Source organism: Sphingobacterium spiritivorum (assembly GCF_016725325.1).
Taxonomy (GTDB): Bacteria; Bacteroidota; Bacteroidia; order Sphingobacteriales; family Sphingobacteriaceae; genus Sphingobacterium.
In genome coordinates this window covers 3,896,016-3,916,847 of record NZ_CP068083.1, presented here as the reverse complement: position 1 = coordinate 3,916,847, position 20,832 = coordinate 3,896,016, and the positions used below count along the sequence as shown (strand labels likewise).

Below are 20,832 nucleotides of genomic sequence, written 5' to 3'. Positions count from 1 at the left end.
ATTTTTAGTCTTTTGGATCCTCCTCTTTCTCAGATGCGGAAGTAATATGAAGATCCTGTTGCGGAAATGGGATAACAATACCTTCTTGCTGAAAGAGCTGATGTATGGTCTGCATAAGGTCACTACGGATCTGCGAAGCATCTCTCAGGCTTCGTACCCAGAAATATATATCCATATCTATAGCGCTATCAGCAAACTGATTGTACTGTACGACAGGCAAAGGAGACGTCAGAATACTTGCCTGTTTGCCAATCACAAGTAACAGTAAGTCCCGGATATGTTGAAGATCGCTGTCATAAGCTACCCGCAATACGATGTGCATGCGCTTTTTATAGCCACCCAATGTCCAGTTGATGACATGAGAATTGAGCAAATCCCCGTTGGGTAAAACAAGATCAGCCCCGTCAACAGTTGAAATAACACTGCTTCTGAAACCAATAGACTTGACTGTCCCGCCTTGTCCGCCGACCTCGATTACATCTCCCACATTGACAGGTTTTTCAAAAGCAATGATCAATCCGCTCACCAGATTATTAACCAGCGTCTGCAAACCAAATCCAACTCCTACGCCTAATGCTCCCAGGATCAGCGTAATCTTATCCATCGCTATACCTGCTGCAGCAAAGGCAAGAAAAAGTCCAAGTACAATAATCGTAATCCGGATTAGCAACAGCCAGCTACCTACTTTCAATTTTTGCTTACGTTGCCCTTCCTTGCTGTTCCATTGCTGATCAGATGCGAAATATGAAACGACTTTTGAAACGACTGTTGTGACGATCATAATAACAATAAAAGTCAACAGATTGTTGATCGAAAAAGTATAGCTTCCTAAGGTATGTTCCTGTTCGAAAAAGTTCTTTAGCGGCTCGGATATCTGCCTGAACTCGTAGAAGTTACGACCAAATAACACAAACCAGCCAATCACAAGGAAGATGTAAAAAAATGCTGGCGCCTGTGTGCCTACCCGGTTATAGTTCAGATAAAACAATCGCTGCTCCTGATGTGTATAAACCAGAGAGGCATACTGCAGGCCTTCATTAATTAACCGCACAACCCACAAAAACAGAATTGTGATGATCACACTTAACAATCCCGATACCATCAGCACTTTAGCCAGATTGTACTGGCCAAAAACAACACTGAAACATGCTGTCAGTGTAAATGCTGTCATAAGCCCTATGGGATACAATATCCATCGTTCCCGCAACTCTTCGTGTTGCTTTCTATTGATCAAGGCATACAGTCCGACACCGAAACTCCATGCAGAAATAATCAGGATAAACCATCGTTCCGGTCTGGAGGCTTGCAGAATCATATTATCCGTACACGCCAGCACAAAGAATATAAAGAGAGCCAGCCATATCTTCATCCAGTAAGCACTTATATATGTACGAAAGATAACGGAAAGTAATATACCGGAGAGTATCCACAGCAGCGCACTGAAAATAAAAGGCGGAGCCGGAAATATAAACTGAAAAATACTGCAAACAATAATAATCGCTGAACAAACCGGATGACGGATTACTAGTCCTTCTGCTTTCTTCTCTGCTTTTTCCTGTTGACTTAAGAATACCTTTTTCAAAGAAGTAAGGTAATAAGCGGAGCATAATATCAGGAAAATAAGAAAAAGCAGTTTACCCCAATGTGCTTTGAAATAAAACACCATTACTAAGTAAGCCTTATGCACAGAATAATAGAGAAGCTCAGAAAATGGACGGTCAAAAGTGTTAGGCTCCCATATATTTACAAACTCCTTATTAAAAATCCGCTCAGAGATCTCTTTCTGATAAAAGTTAATCTCTTCCATATGTGCATTCAGCCGAAACAGTTCCAGATTAATCTTCGTTTGTAAATGCTGAATATTATAAATTGCTGTCTTTAAGGATTGGGTAACAGGAGATATCTCTACTGCAACAGCACGCAACTGCTGAATATAATTAACAAGTTCTGCCGAATCTGTCGGAAACTGAAATAAGGAAGGATCATTCGACAAGGAATCCAGTGCAAAACGAAATTGTATAAGTTGAGTCTGGTACCGGTCTATTCTGTTTTTCTGAACAGCTACATCTTTTGAAAGTCCGACAAGTACATTGTAGGATGTCGTCAGGTTACGGGAAGTCTGTGCCGTTCCCAAATGATTAAAAACTCCATCACCGGCTATTTCGTGCCATTTTATAATATTATCCAGATCCGAATTTATCTGTAAGGAGTCTACACCGTTTTTAAGAAAAGCACGCGCTCGCTGATTAGTTCGCTTGATCTGCTCGAAAATCTCATTTTGACGTACCATAGCACGATCAGCATCATAATCCTTCCGGCTTCTGGCAGCCGATTGTTTTGCAAAGTCCTGCATCTGACTTACAAAATCCTTCTTCACAGCACTATCCTTCGCCAACGTATCGGTCTGCAAAGCATCTGCATACGCCCGGCAGAAAAGACTACAAAAAAGGATAATGATTATAAGCTGTTTCATATTCGGTTGGTAGATATTGCATAAAAATAAAGCATTTCATGCATATTATCTGCATCGAGAACAAGAACTTAACCTATATTTTGATAAGCAGAAGGTTTAATAATCTCTGCGGCTTTCGACGGTATAGGTAAAACTTTCTGCTCTGTAATAGCCCAGATTATATTCAATAGGACGTCCGGACTGATCATACACAAAACGCTTTCGGGATAAAATGGGATCTCCCTGATTGATTTCCAGTTTGTCTGCTATAAACTTATTTGCGGCTTTAGCGTCAATTTCTTCCTGAGAAAGATCGGCTATAATATGGTGATCCTGTTCCAGAATCTCATACAAAGGACGTTTGAAATCCTCCTCACCGGTCAATCCGACACGAGGATGAAAATAGGAAACAAAGTACACAAAAGGATCGTCCTTCTTCCCTCTCAGGCGCTCCAGTTTCAGTATCTTCTGATCTTCCTTTATATCAAAGAAATGCATAATACTTTTCTCCGGTACTACCCAGCTCACATGCAATTCAAAGTTCTTGACTTCTATTCCTCTGTTTTTCATCTCCTGTGAAAAGCTGAGCCAGTTTTTAGACTTTGAGCTGAATTTGGATGTGACGACTTTGGTACCTACTCCCTTCTTACGCACCAACAGTTCTTCATAAACCAGCTTATTGATCGCAAGGCGCAGTGTCGTACGTGAAATAGCAAGACGACGCGCCAGTTCTACTTCATTAGGTAATAACTTGCCGTCAATATACTCCGGATCCTTGATAAGTTCGCGAAGTAACATTTCGGCCTGTATGTGTAAAGGAACGGGACTCTTGTGGTCTATCTGAAGATTCATAATACGCGGATAAAATTTTCTGCTTTGCTGTTTCAATAGCTAAAGTAACATTATTTGGAGAATTAAAAAAATACACATATGTTTGTATGTATGTACATATTAAAATAACCAATGTAAATTTATGAACACACTCTTTAAACTTATTATTGCAACGGTCTCTTTGGGCGGGCTGCTTTTTGGATTTGACATGGCTGTTATTTCGGGTGCAGTACCGCTGATTAAAGCTCATTTCAATCTGACACCCGGACAGGAAGGTATGTTTGTCTCTTCCGCATTGGTAGGTTGTATTATAGGTGTGCTATTTGCCGGACGCTGGAGTGACCGCTTAGGCCGAAAATCCACGCTCGTCATTGCGGGTACATTGTTCCTGGTTTCTGCAATAGGCTGTACTTTCAGTCCGGATTTCATCTCTCTGCTGACCAGCAGATGGGTTGGTGGTCTCGGTGTGGGTATTGCGTCCATAGTTGTCCCCCTTTACATTGCTGAAATATCACCGAGTCAGTACCGTGGCCGTACAGTGACGATCTATCAGTTAGCAATTACGATAGGTATACTGGCGGCATATGTCAGTAATGCACTGGTACTAAAATATGACATCAGTATCGCTTCCGAACATTGGCGCATGATGTTTCTGCTTGGTGCAATTCCGGCCTTATTGTTATGTCTGGGACTATTTATAGTACCCGAAAGTCCAAGATGGCTCATCCTGAAGGGAAAAGAAAATATGGGATACCAGATACTTGCCCGATTAAATATAACCGACCCTATCACTCCTGTAGCTCAGGAAGAACGACAAAAAGTATCTCTTTTCTCGCCGGTCTACAGAAGAGCTTTTATACTGGGACTTTTACTTCCTTTATTTTCACAATTGAGCGGTATAAATGCCATCGTCTACTTTGGTCCGAGTATCCTGCTTCAATCCGGCCTTTCACTGGACAGTTCTGTGCAGGCACAGGTGTTTTTCGGACTGGCGAATGTGATCTTTACCTGTGTGGCCATCTGGAAAGTAGATACCTGGGGCAGAAGACCGCTGTATCTCACCGGAACATTGGGAGCTACGATCAGCTTACTGTTAACAGGCTGGTTTCTGAGTCAGGATATCCATACCTATGGTAATCTGCTCATCGTATCCATCCTTTGTTTTCTACTGTTTTTTGCCTTTTCTATAGGTCCCTTAAAGTTTGTGGTTGCGTCGGAGATATTCCCGGCGGCTATCCGTGCGCGGGCTATGGCAGTCAGTATCCTGGTCATGTGGGTTGCGGATGCCATCATCGGCCAGCTCACTCCTATCCTGCTCGATCAGTGGGGAACAGCATGGACATTCCGGGTATTTGCCATCTGCTGCGCGGTTGCCTTTATTACAGTCTATTACCTGTTGCCTGAAACCAAAGGAAAACGTCTCGAAGAAATAGAGGCATACTGGAAATCAAAAAGTAATATTAAAAAAGATAACATTCATTAGTCATATCATAACATGGAAATCGAAGTAAAAGATAACAGCGTAAACTATACTATATTACCTACACATAAAGCCAAAGGTCATATCTACAGTGGATATGATTCACTGGCCACAGCTTTGTCTGCCGAATCGCTTTATATACTTGACGGATATATCGGAGTGAACTGGCAGGAAATTGTTGAAGGGCTTGAAACTGCTTTTCGCAAAATTGCGGTAAATGTCCGTTTTATACCTTTCGAAACTGCCCTGAAAGAAACACATGAAATCGAGGATATGGTACAACCCTTTTTAGGAGGTGACGATCCTTTGTTCGGTTACAGAACTAATCTTTTCATCAGCGATTTTTACGATCTGGCAAAAATAAAAATGCTCGTACCTGCACATGCTGAAGGATTGACTATACTTTACGGTACTGGAGCAGCATGTTACGATACAAAAGCTCCTCTCGCCTACTTTGACTTGCCTAAAAATGTACTTTCTCATCGAATGCGTCAGGGTTTGGTCAGCAATCTCGGAGCAGATATTCAGGAAGACAAGAAACAGATCTACAAACGATTTTATTTTGTGGACTGGGTCGTATTGAATAAACATAAGAAAAACATACTTCCGCGGACAGCTATTATGGCTGATCAGCAGCTTACAAACCACATCACCTGGATGTATGGCAAAGACCTGCTGGATACATTGAAAGATATGTCTGCCTCCTTCTTCAGAGTAAGACCCTGGTTTGAGCCGGGTGTTTGGGGCGGACAGTGGATGAAAAAGCATATGAAACAACTGGATCAGAACGTCGAAAATTATGCCTGGTCTTTTGAGATGATCGTTCCGGAAAACGGACTGGTACTAGCTGACGGAGATCATCTTCTGGAAGTTTCCTTTGATCAGTTGATGTATACTGCCGGCGAACAGGTACTGGGTAAAGCATATAGCCGGTTTGGAGATGAATTTCCGATACGCTTTGATTTTCTGGACACATTTGACGGAGGCAACCTTTCTATACAGTGTCATCCGGGAACACAATATGCCAAAGATAAGTTTGGAGAGAATTTTACACAGGATGAGACCTATTATATTGTGGATTGTGAAGAAAATGCAGAGGTATATCTGGGCTTTCAGCACGATATACAGCCCGATGATTTCCGAAATGCATTGGAAGAAAGTTTTAAAAACAGTACGGCTATTGAAATTGAAAAGTATGTTCAGAAATTCACGGCTCAGAAACATGGTCTCTACCTGATCCCCAACGGTACGGTACACGCATCCGGAAAAAACAATCTGGTGCTGGAAATCAGCGCCACACCTTATATTTTCACATTTAAGATGTACGATTGGGTACGTCCGGATCTGGACGGGAAGCCCAGACCACTTAATATAGCACGTGCATTTGAAAATCTGGATTTTTCACGCAAAGGAAGTGTAGTACAGGATACATTAATATCCAAACCAAAGGAGAGGGTATTGGATGCCCATACAAATTATATTGATCTGCCCACTCACGAACAGCATTTCTACACGATATGCAGATACGACTTTACGGATCAGGTATATGTAGAGACAAAAGGCCAATGCCATATTCTTATGCTCGTAGAAGGATCAGCAATCGAGCTGACTACTGCAGACGGAAAACAAGAGGTCTTCCATTTTGTAGAAACTTTTGCGGTACCTGCTGCTGCCGGTTCATACAAGCTGCGTAACCTGGGTGAAAAACAGGCAAAAGTAATTGTCTCATTCGTCAAAGATGAAGCCTGTTAAATCATGTAAAACAATCACTTATAAACTATAAAAAATAATGAATAGAATAGCCTTATTAGCCTTAGCAGGTCTACTCACAGCATGTGGTTCGTCTAACGGAAAGAAAGACGCAGCTTCACTGTCCACACGTATGGAAGCGGATTCGTCTCTTCAGATCGTCAAAGATAAAGCATTGGAAATCGTTAAGTCCGGATTCAATGCCGGAGACGGATACAGTGAAGTATGGATCAGAGATTACAACACATTTATCACTGTTGCTGCAAAAGTACATCCACACGAATTAATCAAGGAGCAATTGCTTACATTCTTCCGCTTACAGGGGGAAGATGGCAATATTGCGGATGGTTTTGTCACAAAAGCAAGCCTGAAAGGCAAGCCCTCAGATTATTATACCATTACCAATGTGCTGGCTCCACAGTTTGCAGCTCATAAGAATACCGTCGAAACAGATCAGGAAACATCACTGATACAAGCTGTCCACAGATACATCAAAGCGACAAACGACACCAGCTTTCTGGAAACCAAAGTGGGTACCGCAAAGGTGAAGGAACGTATGGAACAGGCTATGGATTTTTTGATGAAGCACCGTTACAATGAAAAGTATGGCCTCCTCTGGGGAGCAACAACCGCAGACTGGGGAGATGTACAACCGGAACATGACTGGGGTGTACATCTGGATGAAAATTCTCATCTCGCTATCGACATCTATGACAATGCCATGTTCCTGATCGCATTGGACAATTATATGGATATGGTGCCTGCAGCCGCTACGAAATGGAATTCAATACGGGAGGAGATAGCAGGTAATACAATGAAATATTTATGGGATGACAAGAATCAGAAGTTTATACCCCATATTTACCTGACCAGCTCTCCGTTTGACAAAAGTTTTGATGAAAATCAGATTTACTACCACGGAGGGACAGCTGTTGCCATAGAAGCTAATTTACTGTCAAAAGAACAGATCAAAACGTCTCTTGATAAAATGATTGCTAATGTCAAAGCCTCAGGAGCGGCGACCATAGGACTGACCCTCTACCCAACCTATCCGGAGGGGTCATTTAAAAATAAAGGGATGTACCCTTACGGTTATCAGAATGGAGGTGACTGGACCTGGTTTGGCGGAAGAATGATTCAGCAACTTATCAAAAACGGCTTTGAAAAGGAAGCCTACGAACAGTTGAAACCGATGCTTGATCGCGTCATTGTCAATAAAGGCTTTTTTGAGTGGTACACCAAAGACAATAAGCCTAAAGGATCAGGAACATTCCGCGGAGAAGCGGGTGTATTATATGATGCCATTGTATTACTGGAAGAGACACAGAAGTAACAAAAAAAACAGCATCCGGTAAAACTGGATGCTATGTAACATTAAAAGATAAATACATTTAAATATTTCAAGTGTCCGGGGATTAAGTCCTGGGCACTTTTTTTTCAGGTATCTACTGGGCTACAGGAATACCTCCTGTTCCCCAGTTTTCGTTGGGTATTGGTCCCATTTCAAGTATGAGTGAACCACCTTTCAAAACCTGTGAGGCAGGAAACCAGCAGTTATCAAGTTTCACCCCATTTAATGTAGCTTTCTGAATATACTTATTCTTTTTGCTTGTATTTCTGGCTTCGATCACAAACTCTTTCCCTCTTCCGTACCGGTTACCCAGATCGACAGTTACTTTCTCATATAGCGGACTTCCTATCTCATAGATCGGATCTACTCTGGATCCTCCGTCCATCTGAAACAATCCGAGTGCATTCATCACAAACCAGGCGCTCATCTGTCCCTGATCTTCATCTCCCAGGTACGCATTAGACAAGCCATGTCCGTAATAACGATCCATAATCGCCCGACTCCATTTTTGAGTAAGCCAGGGCCGGCCCACCCAGTTAAACAGAAATGCAAAATGCATAGATTGCTGATTCCCCTGTACAACCGGATAATCCCAGTATTGATCATTCGGACCATTGAAGCGCCATTTGTAACTCTCCTCAAATCCCCACTCCAACCGTTTCAGAAATGTATCCTTGCCGATACGCCTTGCTAATCCGGGGATATCCTGTGGCACAAAAAAAGTTAGCTGCCAGGCATTTCCTTCTACATAGTGCTCGTTGGCACCTGATTTGAACGGATCAAAGTCCTTATACCAATCTCCCTTTGCATCCCGCATACGTGCGTAACCGGTCACAGTATCAATGGCATTTTTCCACCAGGATCCACGCGCTCTGAATTGATGGAATTCCTTCTCCTTATCTAAGGCTTTCGCCATCTGCGAAACAGTCCAGTCGTCAAAGCTATATTCAAGGGAATTGGAAAACCGTCCCTGATCATATGGTACGTACTGATGTTGCAGATAGGTCATCAGATCCCTGTTGCCCGCATAACCGCCTTCTACAGGAGCAGATGCTGTAGTCTGCATTTTGACCATTGCTTCAAACGATTTCTGCACATCATAATCCCGGATTCCCATCTGGTAGGCACTTACCATAAGGGGGATTTCATGCTCTGCAACCATGACCGGGATATATTCCATACCGGCAGGACCTTTAGCCAGCCAGCCATTGGCATCATACATCGCCAGCTGGGAACGCACCCATTTGCTGGACCATTCCGGTGTCACCAGATTCCAAAACTGGTTCAGGTTCCAGAACGTATTCCAAAAAGCATCACATCCGAGTGCTACATCTGTAGATCCCGGAAGTTTACGGATCTTCTCATCAGCTGATACCCAGCTTCCGTCTACATCGCTGAATGTATTTCTGCTCGCAAGAGAACGATACATATTGGTATAAAAACGCTCTTTCTGTAAGTGGTCATTTGAGTTTATAGAAATTCGGCCCAATTGTTCATTCCAAATCTTCCTGTGATGGGTATATACCTTATCGAATGACCAGCCAAATGGCTTACTGATCTCCTGTTGCAGATTCAAATCTGCATTTGCAATACTGACATAAGAGATTCCGGTTCGCAATTGTATTGTTTTATTTGTTTTGGTATCAAACTCGACATACATCCCGGCATCGGTCACTTCCGATTCATCCAGTGTTTGCTGCATCAGCACCTCCCCGTTTTTCCAATATCCGAAATTCCGGATCGGACGATCAAATTCCATTACAAAATGTACATTATACTCCTGGTCAATACCTCCTGACCATACATGCTGGGACAGTTGCCTGCTCACTCCCTCAATCCGGTAATCGCTTATTTTGGTCAGCTTTACGGCTTTGATTTTGTAATCATACTCCGTAGGCAATTGCAGATCAATCATGATCCGCCCCGTATCCGCACGATGATACGTATACTTCTGGAAGCTCGTTCGTGTTCCCGCTGTCAGTTCAGCCGTAATATCATAATCCGTCAGATCCACACGATAATACCCTAAAGGAGCCTTTTCGGTTGTCTTATCGATGCGTGATCTGTATCCGCTATCCGGATTATCCTGATCACCCATATGAATATTAAGCTTTCCTGATACCGGAAAAGTACCCAGACCTGTCATCGTCCATTCATGGATATGGCTGAATGTTCCGATAGATTCTATAGTAGGATCATATCCGGCCTGCCATCCGCTACGCTGATTATCCGGGCTTAGCTTGACCATCCCGAATGGCATCCAGGGTCCTGGGGCAATCATCCATCTGGAATGCGCCACTCCCATCATCGTGTTGACATAGTCGGCCGGACTAACGAGCTTTTGTGCCGACCGTTTCACCGTCCCTGCTCCTATTTTCAATCCGTCTGCACGGATTTCGTAACGACTTGTTTTGGAATTTTTCACTGCCGGCATAAGGGCTTCCAGCACATACCTTCCGGTATCCAGATGCTGCTTCAGAATGCTGCTTCCATCGAGCATAACCTCTAGTTGCGCATGTTCTTTCAGAGATGATACATCCACTAAAAGAGCCTGAAATTTTTTATTTCCTTTTTCTGTCTCATAATCTGCTGCAGACACGGTTTTCAACCAGGCTGTACCAGGCTTTAAAAGATTAACATGTGCCGGGCCATAGAGTGCTAAATTATCAAATATCAGCCATCCGCCCTGCAGGGTAGTCAATGTGATATGGTTTGAGCCGTCTTTCAATAGTCCCTCAGGGATTTCAATCCGAATGTTTTGGTTTTCGGCCCGGTCAAACGGACCTACCGGATTTTCGTGACCATTTCCCTTCTTTAGCAGAAAGTAGTACGGTTTACCATTGACAGAGATCTTAAATGAAGGGGCTTCTTTAGGATCAGTCTGTAAAATATTGACTTCAAAACCGAACTTATCCTGTGCAGACAGATGCCCGAGTCCAAAATCAATATTCAGAAAATGGGAACGTATACCTGCAGTTGGTCCCGTTCCTCCCCAGCTGTTGACCGGTCCGGGTAAGACATAAGGCCATTCGGTCTGACTATCAGAATGACCGATCATAAATGACCGGTCTTCAAATCCAAAATCATTCTCAATAAAGTGTTTATAACCTTCCGGAGCCAGCGCCATTCCTGCCGGACTACGATCTTGTTTTCCAATCTGCCAGATCACTTTACCACCAGGCTGTGCCATTGCCTGAAAGACAGCACCCAACAGGAAAAAAAGCAGGTAACTTATTTTAATTATTTTCACTTTAGACTGTATACACATATTTTTTCTTCTTTAATATCCCGGATTTTGCTCCAGAAGCGGATTTCGCTGTAACTCATCTGTAGGAATAGGCAACAACAGATTTTTCTCCAGAATAGTAGCTCCTTTATCATTTGCATGGCCGATCACCGCTTCAAAATTAATATTTCCGTCAGTTGTTCCTGCAGGCACCGGAAACATTCTTGTACGTTGTATATCAAACCATTGTCTTCCTTCAAATACAAGTTCGCGATACCGCTCTTTCCAGACTTCCTTGACAAACTGATCTGCCGGAAGACTTCCCAATTGCTGGCGGATAATCGCCGGATCTGTCTTCCAGTACGCCCTTGCTCTTACCTGACTGAGGTAATCCACCGCTTCTGCTGTGACACCTTCCGAAAGTGCTATCGCCTCTGCGGCCATCAACAAGACATCAGGATAGGTATATATCGGTAAATCTTTGCCTGAGGTCGCTGTCTCAAATGATGCCTGATCATCCTGCCACATATAAGGCGCAGTCGGAAAATTAAGGATCGTTCCGTTTGCCCGTTCCAGTGAGGAATGAAAAAACTGCTTTTCCTGTATACGAAGATCATCTGCAGCACCATAACCCTTCAGAAATTTAGACGAAGGACCATAAGCATTATTGGTAATCGCAAATACAGTAGCAGAAGTAGCTATCGTTGGAAAGGCCCAATGTGCATGTGTGGAAGTCGCAATTCCTACAGTAAATTCATAAGAATAAATATACTCATTGCTTACATTATCGACCAGACGCAATTTATTATAAGCTGTGCTTTTCAGGTTGACAGAGCCATCCGGATTGCGGTCATGTGCCGTAAGCTGATAAATCCCGCTCGTGATAATGGAACGTGCTACTGCCGCACTTTTAGCATATTCATTCTGCTGTAACGGATATCCGCTCATAGTCAGATAGACATCGGCCAACAGCGTTGCAGCCGTACCTTTACTTACTCTGCCTGCATTTGCGGACATGGTCTTATCCGGAAGATTTCCCTGATTGACAGCAAAAGTCAGATCCTGTACAATCAAAGCATAAACATCTTTTACCGGAGAACGTTTCACATTGATATTTTCCAGATTCTCATAAGGTTCGGTTATCAAAGGCACATCACCAAACATCCTCACCAATTGAAAATAGCCCTGTGCTCTGAAAAAATAAGCTTCTGCCAGCAATTGACTTCGCTGAATATCAGATAAACCCGGTGTTGTCGGGATGTATTTGATTGCATTATTTGATCTCGATATACCCCTGTATATGGTACTCCAGATGTCGTGAAAATAAGTAGATAAATTGGTAGCATTAAAGGTCATGTTCTGTGCATGCTGTACATGTACTTCCTGCCCCTTGAAATCATTGTCTATATATCCGGTAAGATAAGGCCCGAAGAACATCTTGGAGCCGGAATAATGAGCACCCGAACCATCATACAGCTGTGGAGCTCCATTTCGGTACAAACCGTTTACAGCGTTAGTAGCATGCTCAGGTTGCGTGAAATACTGGTTGCCGGCGAGTTCATCCTTTGGGTTTTCTTCCAGAAATTTTTTACAGGAAGTCATCATGGCAAGTGTGATGATTATTAATATTATAGTCGGTTTCATGAGTTGTTATATTAAGATTAACATAAATGTTGGATACTAAAACTGAAAGCTTGTACCTATCGTAAATGTGCGGGGTTTTGGATACTGGTGAAAAAAGATGTTTTGTCCCCATTGATTATCACCCCATGAAGTTGCTTCCGGATCATATCCTTTAAAGCTGTCCGAAGTAATCAGAAATGCATTTTGCACACTTGCATATACTCTCCAGTTCTTAAGACCCCATTTTTGCAACTGATCGTTGTGAAATGTATACCCCAGACTAATGGCATTTACACGTAAGAAAGAACCGTTTGCCACCCAATGATCATCTACTTCACTGTTTTGTCCCGAATACGGACCGTTGCGGATCTGCTGGATCATTGTATTTTGATTTTGCTCGGTCCAGCTATCGTACAATGTTCTGCGAAATCCGTTGGAATAGCCTGTACGGTCTTCTGTAGAATGAAAAAACTGCTGCAGGATATCCACTCCATATACAAACTGCATATCTACCCCAAGATCCAGTTGTTTGTATCTGAAATTGTTAATAAAGCTTCCTGTCCAGTCCGGCAACCCTTTACCGATAATGGTCCGTTCTGCACTGCGTTTGGCTTCACCGGGAATAGCACCGACTTTAGCCGCTTCTGCCGCCTCCGCAGTACCCCAGGTACCTAACCTTCTGTATCCCCAGAATGAGCTCAGACTTTCACCGACACGTAAAATAGTCTGACTGCCGGATACCCAGCTGGGACCCGGAAAAATATCTTCATTATTCGCTCCGAGTGCCTCTATCTGATTTTTATTGTATGTAAAATTCAAGGTAGATTCCCAGTTGAAGTCGGAAGTTTTGACCGGTACAGCACTTACCAACACCTCTACCCCTCTGTTCGATACAGAACCGATATTATCCCGTACAGCCATAAATCCGGTAGACGAAGGCACAGGTCTGTCCAGCAACAAATCTGTAGTCAGCTTGTGGTAGTAATCCAGCCCCAGTTTCAGACGTCTGTCAAACAAAGCCAGATCTATTCCGATATCAAATTGCTTTGATTTCTCCCATTCCAGATTAGGATTCGGAAGTCTGTTGATATAACTCTGGGATACACGTGTACCATTAATCAGAGTCGTTTCAGAAGATATGGTAGCTAATGACTGATAGGTCGGAATTTCCGTATTTCCGGTGACCCCATAACTTGAGCGCAGCTTCAGCTCATTGATGGCAGATACATCTTTCAGGAACGGTTCTTCTGAAATTACCCAACCGATACCTGCAGATGGGAATACACCGTATTTGTTATTTTCACCAAACCGTGAAGATCCGTCAATACGTCCTGTAAAAGTGAGAAGATATTTACTTTTATAGCTGTAACTTCCCCTCAGAAAGTAAGAATTCATTGCCCATCTGTCATATAATGAGCCCGGAGCACCTGGTTGACTTGCAGCCTGAATGCTATTGTAACGGAAGAAGTTATCGGAAAATCCCTTTGCTGAAATCCAGTTATTCTCCGCTCTTCTTTCCTGCCAGCTGAGACCGATCACTCCGTTGATACGATGATCTCCAAAATCCTTGTTATAATTCAGATACGTCTCTTCCTGCCAGTAAAAAGAATGTTGATTTTCTATATATGCATAACCCAGCGGAGCAGAAATATTAATCAGGTCTGTAGGATCATAATTCTGGATCAGATTATCATTTTTATCAAATCCGAATTGGGTGCGCAGATCCAGTCCCGGAAGAATATGAAAAGTCAGATAGGTATTTCCGAAAATTTGCGTGCGTTTGCGTAAGCGGTCCTGCGTAGTCAATACATGTACCGGATTCGGAATAGATTCCAATGAATATGCATCTGTGATCATCCCACTGTGTGCCCAGGTTCCGTCCGGAAATCTGACCGGAAATATCGGAGGCATTTCCAGCATAGAACGTCGGGGCATCTGATGACCTCCCTCTTCTTCAAACTCATTCCCACGGGTATAGTTTACGAGTACATTTGTACCCATAGACAACCATTTTTTAGGTTTGGCATCATAAGCCAGTTTACCATTGATCCGTTCCAGCCAGTTGTTAAGCATAATTCCTTCGGTCTTGGCATAATTCATAAAAGCTCCGAACGAGGATTTTTCACCCTTACCCAATACAGACAGCTGATGATTGTGGGACAATGCAGTACGGGTAGCTTCATCCTGCCAGTCTGTGTCATACAAGGGATTGCCCTGTGCGTCAAACAGTCTGGGATCTGAAGTTGTAAATACCGGGGCCGTGCCGGTAGGATTATATTTGCTGTAATTGTCAAAACCCCTTTTTATCACTTCCAGAAATTCCTTTGCATTCAGCAATTCCAGCTTTTTAGGTAATACCCCTATGCTCACAAAACCATCATAACCGACCACTACTCCATCTGTAGACGCGCCACGTCTGGTGCTGATCAGAATAACACCATTGGCTCCTCTGGCTCCATAAATAGCAGTAGAAGAGGCATCCTTCAAGACTTCCATACGTTCGATATCATTGGGATTTAGAAACTGCATATTCTCCATGACCACTCCGTCAATGACATATAGCGGACTTGAAGACGAATTAATCGTACCCAGACCCCGAATCAGTACACGGGGACTTCCGGTAGGAGATCCGGAATTGAGAAATACATTTACTCCGGCCACTTTGCCCTTTAAAGCTTGTAAAGCATTATTAACCGGAACATTCAGCAGTTCTTTGGAAGATACTACCGCAACCGAACCTGTAAGGTCAGATTTACGCTGCGTTCCATACCCCGTGACAACGACTTCTTCCAGTTCTTCTCCAGATGCGGATAAAAGGATACGCAGATTTCTTTGCGCTCCGATGGTAATCTCCTGAGATTTCATACCGATAAAACTGAAGATAAGTACCGCTCTTTCATCCTTCACTTCAATCTGAAACTGTCCTTTATCATCTGTAGTCGTCGCATTGGCGCTCCCTTTCTCCAGGATGCTGACACCTGTTAAAGTAGAAGACGAATTTCCGTTTTCAGAGACCATCCCTCGTATCACGAGCCCACTCTGAGCGGATGCAAGATAAGGACAGGCGAGCAAAAAGAGCAGCACTGCCCGGAAACAGGACATAAAATGTCCATACATTTTGTTTTGATTCATGGTTAGTTAGTTTAAATTGGAAAAGTATAAGTTTATGGTTATTTGATTCGTTCTGGAGATAAAAAAATGGTCTCAACACTGCACTCAAGCACATTTTAAAGAGCATAAGAGCGCAGTATCTGATACTATCAGAAATAATCGATGATGAGATTTATTTTACAGAAAACTGTAGTATTTCCCCGATTGATGTAAACAGGAATCCTCATAACATTGGTTTTTGTAATGTCGCACATTAAATGTACATACATACAAACATATTAATATATTAAAAAGATTCCAACTTTTTTTTTCATTTTTCAGTAAAACGCGGTTATGTCGTTGTTTCCGGATCTTCTGGTGAAAAAAAATCAGACACCATGTAACTTTTTATTTATTTCAAAAAACAGACATTTTTATTTGATAATTAGCAATAAAACTCTATTTTTGATCCGTTATTAATACAAACATGATTTATACTCACGTACATCATTTTCATTTCCATCATCGCCCCTGCGGCGATATGTAATTGATATGTTTCTACGTGAAGCATTTTTCCCCTTGTGTTTGAATCCTATTTATTAATAATTTACTGCTAACATTATAAAGCGTTGAAAAATCTCAAAATAGCTATCCAGAAATCGGGTAGATTAAATGAAAAATCAGTCCAATTACTCAAAAACTGCGGTTTAGATTTCGAAAACTACAAAAGTTCACTGATTACCTCTGTTGCCAACTTTCCTCTTGAAATACTGTTCTTAAGAGATGATGATATCCCCGGATATGTGGAGCAGGGTATTGCAGATCTGGGCATTGTAGGAGAAAATGTGATTGATGAATCCGAAGCACAGGTTTCTTATGTCAAACGTTTAGGTTTCGGAAAGTGTACACTCAAATTAGCGGTGCCGAAAGACAGCAAGATCGAAGATCTGAAAGACCTGAATGGCAAGGCTATTGCGACCTCATACCCTGTTATCCTGAAAAATTTTCTGGATGAATACCAGATCACAGCAGATATCCGTTTAATATCAGGATCTGTAGAGATTTCTCCCGGTCTGGGATTGAGTGACGCGATCTGTGATATCGTATCTACAGGCGGTACATTGAAAAGCAACGGTCTGAAGCCATTTGCAGATGTACGTCGCTCAGAAGCAATCCTTATCGGAAGAAAAGGTCTGGAAGATAATCTGATCCTGACAGAATTGGTGCAGCGTATAGAATCTGTACTGCTGGCCAAAGAGACCAAATATGTGGTTCTCAATGTCGAGAAAAAGAATTTACCGGCGATTACCTCTCTGCTGCATGGTGTAAAGAGTCCTACAGTCGTTCCGTTGGCCGAAGAAGGCTGGGTAGCCGTGCATACGGTTATTTCGGAAGATGATTTCTGGGAGAAGATCAATACACTGAAATCTGCAGGGGCACAGGGAATAGTAGTGATGCCGATCGAAAAGATTATCTTGTAGGTGTAATCAATAAGAGAAAACAACATGTTGAAAAAGTATAACTACAGTCAGCTATCTGCACAGGAAATTGCTGATCTGGTAGACCGTAATACAGACCCCTCATCTGCGATACAGGATACTGTCCTGCATATCATTGACGAGGTGCGCCGGCACGGAGACCGTGCATTAGTGGATTATGCGCATCAGTTTGACAAAGTCAAGCTTGAAAAACTGTATCTGGATGCGGATGATATTGACGAACTGGCTTTCACGATCAACAGAGAACAGCAACGGGCACTGGAAATTGCTTTCCAGAATATACACAAATTTCACAGTTATCAGCTAAAGCGTGAGCGTGTAGTCGAAACTATGCCCGGTGTAAAATGTTGGCGTGAGCCCCGCCCTATCGAAAAAGTAGGTCTTTATATCCCGGGCGGATCTGCTGTATTACCCAGCACACTGCTTATGCTTGGCTTACCGGCACGTATTGCCGGATGTAAAGAGATAGTGGTCTGCTCTCCTCCGCAAGCCAGTGGCAAGATCAATGGCTTTGTGGCCTATTGCCTCAAATTATTAAATATAAAACGTATATATCTGGTCGGTGGTGCTCAAGCTGTGGCAGCAATGGCCTTCGGAACAGAGAGTATTCCAAAAGTGGATAAAATCTTTGGGCCCGGAAATCAGTTTGTGACCAAGGCAAAAAGTATGCTGCAGGGTATGACAAATGTTAGCATTGATATGCCTGCAGGACCGTCTGAGGTATTGGTGCTTGCTGACGAAACGGCTAATCCGGCATATATAGCCGCAGATTTGCTGGCACAGGCCGAGCATGGAGTGGATAGTCAGGCCGTACTGGTTGCTACTTCCGACACTCTGATAGATGCCGTTAATAAACACCTGGACGAACAACTGGCGGTATTACCACGTAAAGAGATGGCACAGAAAGCATTGGAAAACTCTTACGCTATCCTGGTCGGTGACCTTACAGAAGGCATGAAATTTTCGAATGCCTACGCTCCCGAACATCTGATCATAGAGTCTGATCAATGGAAATCTATTTCCAACCAGATTCTTAATGCCGGATCTGTATTCTTAGGCCACCTGACACCGGAAAGTGCAGGAGACTATGCTTCGGGAACAAACCATACGTTGCCTACTTCAGGTTATGCGCGTTCTTATTCGGGAGTATCAGTAGACTCTTTTGTCAAAAAGATCACGTTTCAGCATATCTCGGAAGAAGGTCTATTACAGATCGGCTCTACTGTAGAAATACTGGCCGAACTGGAAGGTCTTCACGCTCATAAGAATGCGGTCAGTATCCGCAAAGGCTGATCCGGAACTTTTTCTCTTAGTTCTCTATCGAGACATATTAAAAACTTGTGCGTCTGTTCATACGATTCCGTCTGCAGACGCACATTTCTTTTCCTCTCTCTATCTCTCTCCTGTCTATTCCCAACATTTTGTATCATTATTTTGCCATTATTGTAACTTTGGGATTCTAAAATTATTGGCTCTGCTATTATAATCTTAAATTTACATCATGAGTATTTTAACGAACTATTTTGACACAGTACATAATACTGCGCCATTTTCCCAGATAAAGAATGATGACTATATTCCAGCTTTTGAAATTGCGATAGAAGCAACCCGAAAAGAGGTAGATACTATAGCACAAAATCCGGAAGCCCCCACATTTGAAAATACAGTCGCTGCCATGGCTTATTCAGGAATGACACTGGATCGCATATCCAGTATCTTCTTTAATCTGCATTCGGCCGAAACAAGTGATCAACTGGAGCAGATCGCACAGGAAATTGCACCTAAACTTTCTGAACTAAGTAACGATATCACGTTGAATTTTGATCTTTTCAAGCGTATAAAAGCGGTATATGAACAAAAAGATCAGCTGGACCTTACCACAGAGCAACAGACATTGCTGGAAAAAAGTTATAAGGACTTTGTCCGAAATGGCGCGCTGCTTAATGATGAACAGAAAGAACGCTTACGTAAAATAGACACAGAACTGTCGGTATTGAAGCTCAAATTTGGTGAGAATGTACTGGCAGAGACAAATGCTTACCAGCTTCATATCACAGATGAAAACGATCTTGCAGGACTGCCGGAAGGAAGTATTGAAGCGGCAAGAGCATTAGCACAGTCTGAAGATAAAGAGGGATGGATATTTACACTTGATTTCCCAAGTTACCTGCCTTTTGTCACCTATGCTGATAACCGTGAGCTACGCAAAGAGATCGCTGTGGCAGCAGGAAGAAAAGCTTTTCAGCAAAACGAATATAATAATGAAGAGATTGTTCTTAAAATCGTCAACTTACGTTTCCAGCGGGCGCAACTGTTAGGTTACAAGACGCATGCAGATTTTGTACTGGAAGAACGTATGGCACAGCGTCCTGAAAAAGTAGACGCTTTTCTGAAAGAATTACTAAGTAAGGCTAAGCCGGCCGCTCAGAAAGAATTTGATGAACTGGCTGCATTCGCAAAAGAAAAAGATGGTATTACTCAACTGGAAAAATGGGATGGTTCGTATTATGCTGAAAAATTAAAACAGGAAAGATTCAGCCTGGATGACGAAAAATTAAAACCTTACTTTAAACTGGAGAATGTACTGAACGGGGCTTTCGAAGTTGCAGAAAAATTGTTTGATATCTACTTCAAAGAAGTTCACAATATAGACAAGTACCATGAAGAAGTACAGACATTCGAAGTATCGGATAAGGAAGGCAAGTTAGTTGCTGTCTTTTACGCTGACTTTTTCCCGCGTAAAGGAAAACGTAACGGAGCATGGATGACATCTTTCAAACCTCAGTATGTAAAAGATGACACACAGCATCGTCCACACGTATCTATTGTCTGCAACTTCACCAGACCTACCGCTACAAAACCTTCTCTGTTAACTTTTAATGAGGTCACCACCTTATTCCATGAATTCGGACACGCTTTGCATGGAATGCTGGCGGACACGATATACCCTACACTGTCAGGCACTTCCGTTTTCTGGGACTTTGTAGAACTGCCCAGTCAGATCATGGAAAACTGGTGCTATGAAAAAGAAGCGCTCGCCCTGTTCGCCAGACATTACGAGACCGGTGAAGATATCCCGATGGATCTGGTAGAAAAAATCAAGGAAAGTGCTTCTTTTCTGGAAGGAATGGCCACGATACGCCAGCTCAGCTTTGGTATGCTGGACATGGGATGGCATGGCCATGATCCGGCACAGATCAAAGATCTGAAAGCATTCGAGACCGAGCAATTCTCAGATACACAGCTTTATCCGGATGTAAAGGAAAATGCGATGACTCCGGCATTCTCACATATCTTTAATGGCGGATATTCATCCGGGTACTACAGTTACAAATGGGCAGAAGTACTGGATGCTGATGCATTTGATTACTTCAGTCAGAATGGTATTTTTAATAAAGAAATTGCAAAAAAATTCAAGGATAATATTTTATCTAAAGGAGGTACAGAACATCCTATGGTTCTCTACAAACGATTCAGAGGACAGGAGGCTACACCTGACGCACTGTTAAAACGGGCAGGTTTACTATAGAA

At 42.7% G+C, this 20,832-nt stretch carries 11 protein-coding genes; 6 read left to right on the top strand and 5 right to left on the bottom strand.

Annotated elements, in window-relative coordinates; translation table 11 throughout:
- Positions 1-4: 4 nt before the first annotated feature.
- Together I6J02_RS16350 and I6J02_RS16345 are read right to left on the bottom strand one after the other, a co-directional pair.
- Positions 5-2,473, bottom strand: a complete 2,469-nt coding sequence (locus tag I6J02_RS16350; protein ID WP_201678901.1) for a mechanosensitive ion channel family protein — start codon at positions 2,471-2,473, stop codon at positions 5-7.
- 96 nt (positions 2,474-2,569) lie between these two features.
- Positions 2,570-3,304, bottom strand: coding sequence for a GntR family transcriptional regulator (locus tag I6J02_RS16345; protein ID WP_201678900.1), 735 nt, complete (start codon positions 3,302-3,304; stop codon positions 2,570-2,572).
- A gap of 121 nt (positions 3,305-3,425) precedes the next feature.
- On the opposite strand from I6J02_RS16345, the gene I6J02_RS16340 reads away from it, so the two are divergent.
- The 3 genes from I6J02_RS16340 to I6J02_RS16330 are packed head-to-tail and all read left to right on the top strand — an operon-like array spanning position 3,426 to position 7,845.
- Positions 3,426-4,766 (top strand): sugar porter family MFS transporter, encoded by a 1,341-nt coding sequence (locus I6J02_RS16340; RefSeq protein WP_201678899.1) that lies wholly within the window; start codon positions 3,426-3,428, stop codon positions 4,764-4,766.
- Between the two features lie 12 nt (positions 4,767-4,778).
- Positions 4,779-6,515 carry a class I mannose-6-phosphate isomerase gene (locus tag I6J02_RS16335; protein WP_201678898.1) on the top strand — a complete coding sequence of 579 codons (1,737 nt, stop codon included), beginning with the start codon at positions 4,779-4,781 and terminating at the stop codon, positions 6,513-6,515.
- Positions 6,516-6,552: 37 nt separating this feature from the next.
- Entirely contained in the window at positions 6,553-7,845 is a 1,293-nt protein-coding gene (locus I6J02_RS16330) for an amylo-alpha-1,6-glucosidase (RefSeq protein ID WP_201678897.1), read from the top strand.
- A 112-nt stretch (positions 7,846-7,957) separates the two neighbouring features.
- On the opposite strand, the gene I6J02_RS16325 is transcribed toward I6J02_RS16330, so the two are convergent.
- Genes I6J02_RS16325 through I6J02_RS16315 form a run of 3 tightly spaced genes read right to left on the bottom strand, consistent with a single transcriptional unit; the run spans position 7,958 to position 15,844 of the window.
- On the bottom strand, positions 7,958-11,113 hold the full coding sequence (locus I6J02_RS16325; RefSeq protein ID WP_236582056.1) for a GH92 family glycosyl hydrolase: 3,156 nt from the start codon (positions 11,111-11,113) through the stop codon (positions 7,958-7,960).
- 30 nt (positions 11,114-11,143) lie between these two features.
- Complete coding sequence (locus I6J02_RS16320) at positions 11,144-12,733, bottom strand: RagB/SusD family nutrient uptake outer membrane protein (RefSeq protein WP_201678895.1); 1,590 nt, start codon at positions 12,731-12,733, stop codon at positions 11,144-11,146.
- Between the two features lie 36 nt (positions 12,734-12,769).
- Positions 12,770-15,844: a SusC/RagA family TonB-linked outer membrane protein gene (locus I6J02_RS16315; RefSeq protein WP_201678894.1), complete on the bottom strand. Its 3,075-nt coding sequence runs from the start codon at positions 15,842-15,844 to the stop codon at positions 12,770-12,772.
- 587 nt (positions 15,845-16,431) lie between these two features.
- Between I6J02_RS16315 and hisG the strand changes: the two genes are divergently transcribed.
- The 3 genes from hisG to I6J02_RS16300 all read left to right on the top strand — a co-directional run bounded on the left by hisG (position 16,432) and on the right by I6J02_RS16300 (position 20,830).
- Positions 16,432-17,283, top strand: coding sequence for an ATP phosphoribosyltransferase (gene hisG / locus I6J02_RS16310; protein WP_002996247.1), 852 nt, complete (start codon positions 16,432-16,434; stop codon positions 17,281-17,283).
- 24 nt (positions 17,284-17,307) lie between these two features.
- Complete coding sequence (hisD, locus tag I6J02_RS16305) at positions 17,308-18,594, top strand: histidinol dehydrogenase (RefSeq protein ID WP_201678893.1); 1,287 nt, start codon at positions 17,308-17,310, stop codon at positions 18,592-18,594.
- Positions 18,595-18,802: 208 nt separating this feature from the next.
- Complete coding sequence (locus I6J02_RS16300) at positions 18,803-20,830, top strand: M3 family metallopeptidase (RefSeq protein WP_201678892.1); 2,028 nt, start codon at positions 18,803-18,805, stop codon at positions 20,828-20,830.
- The last annotated feature ends 2 nt before the right edge of the window (positions 20,831-20,832 follow it).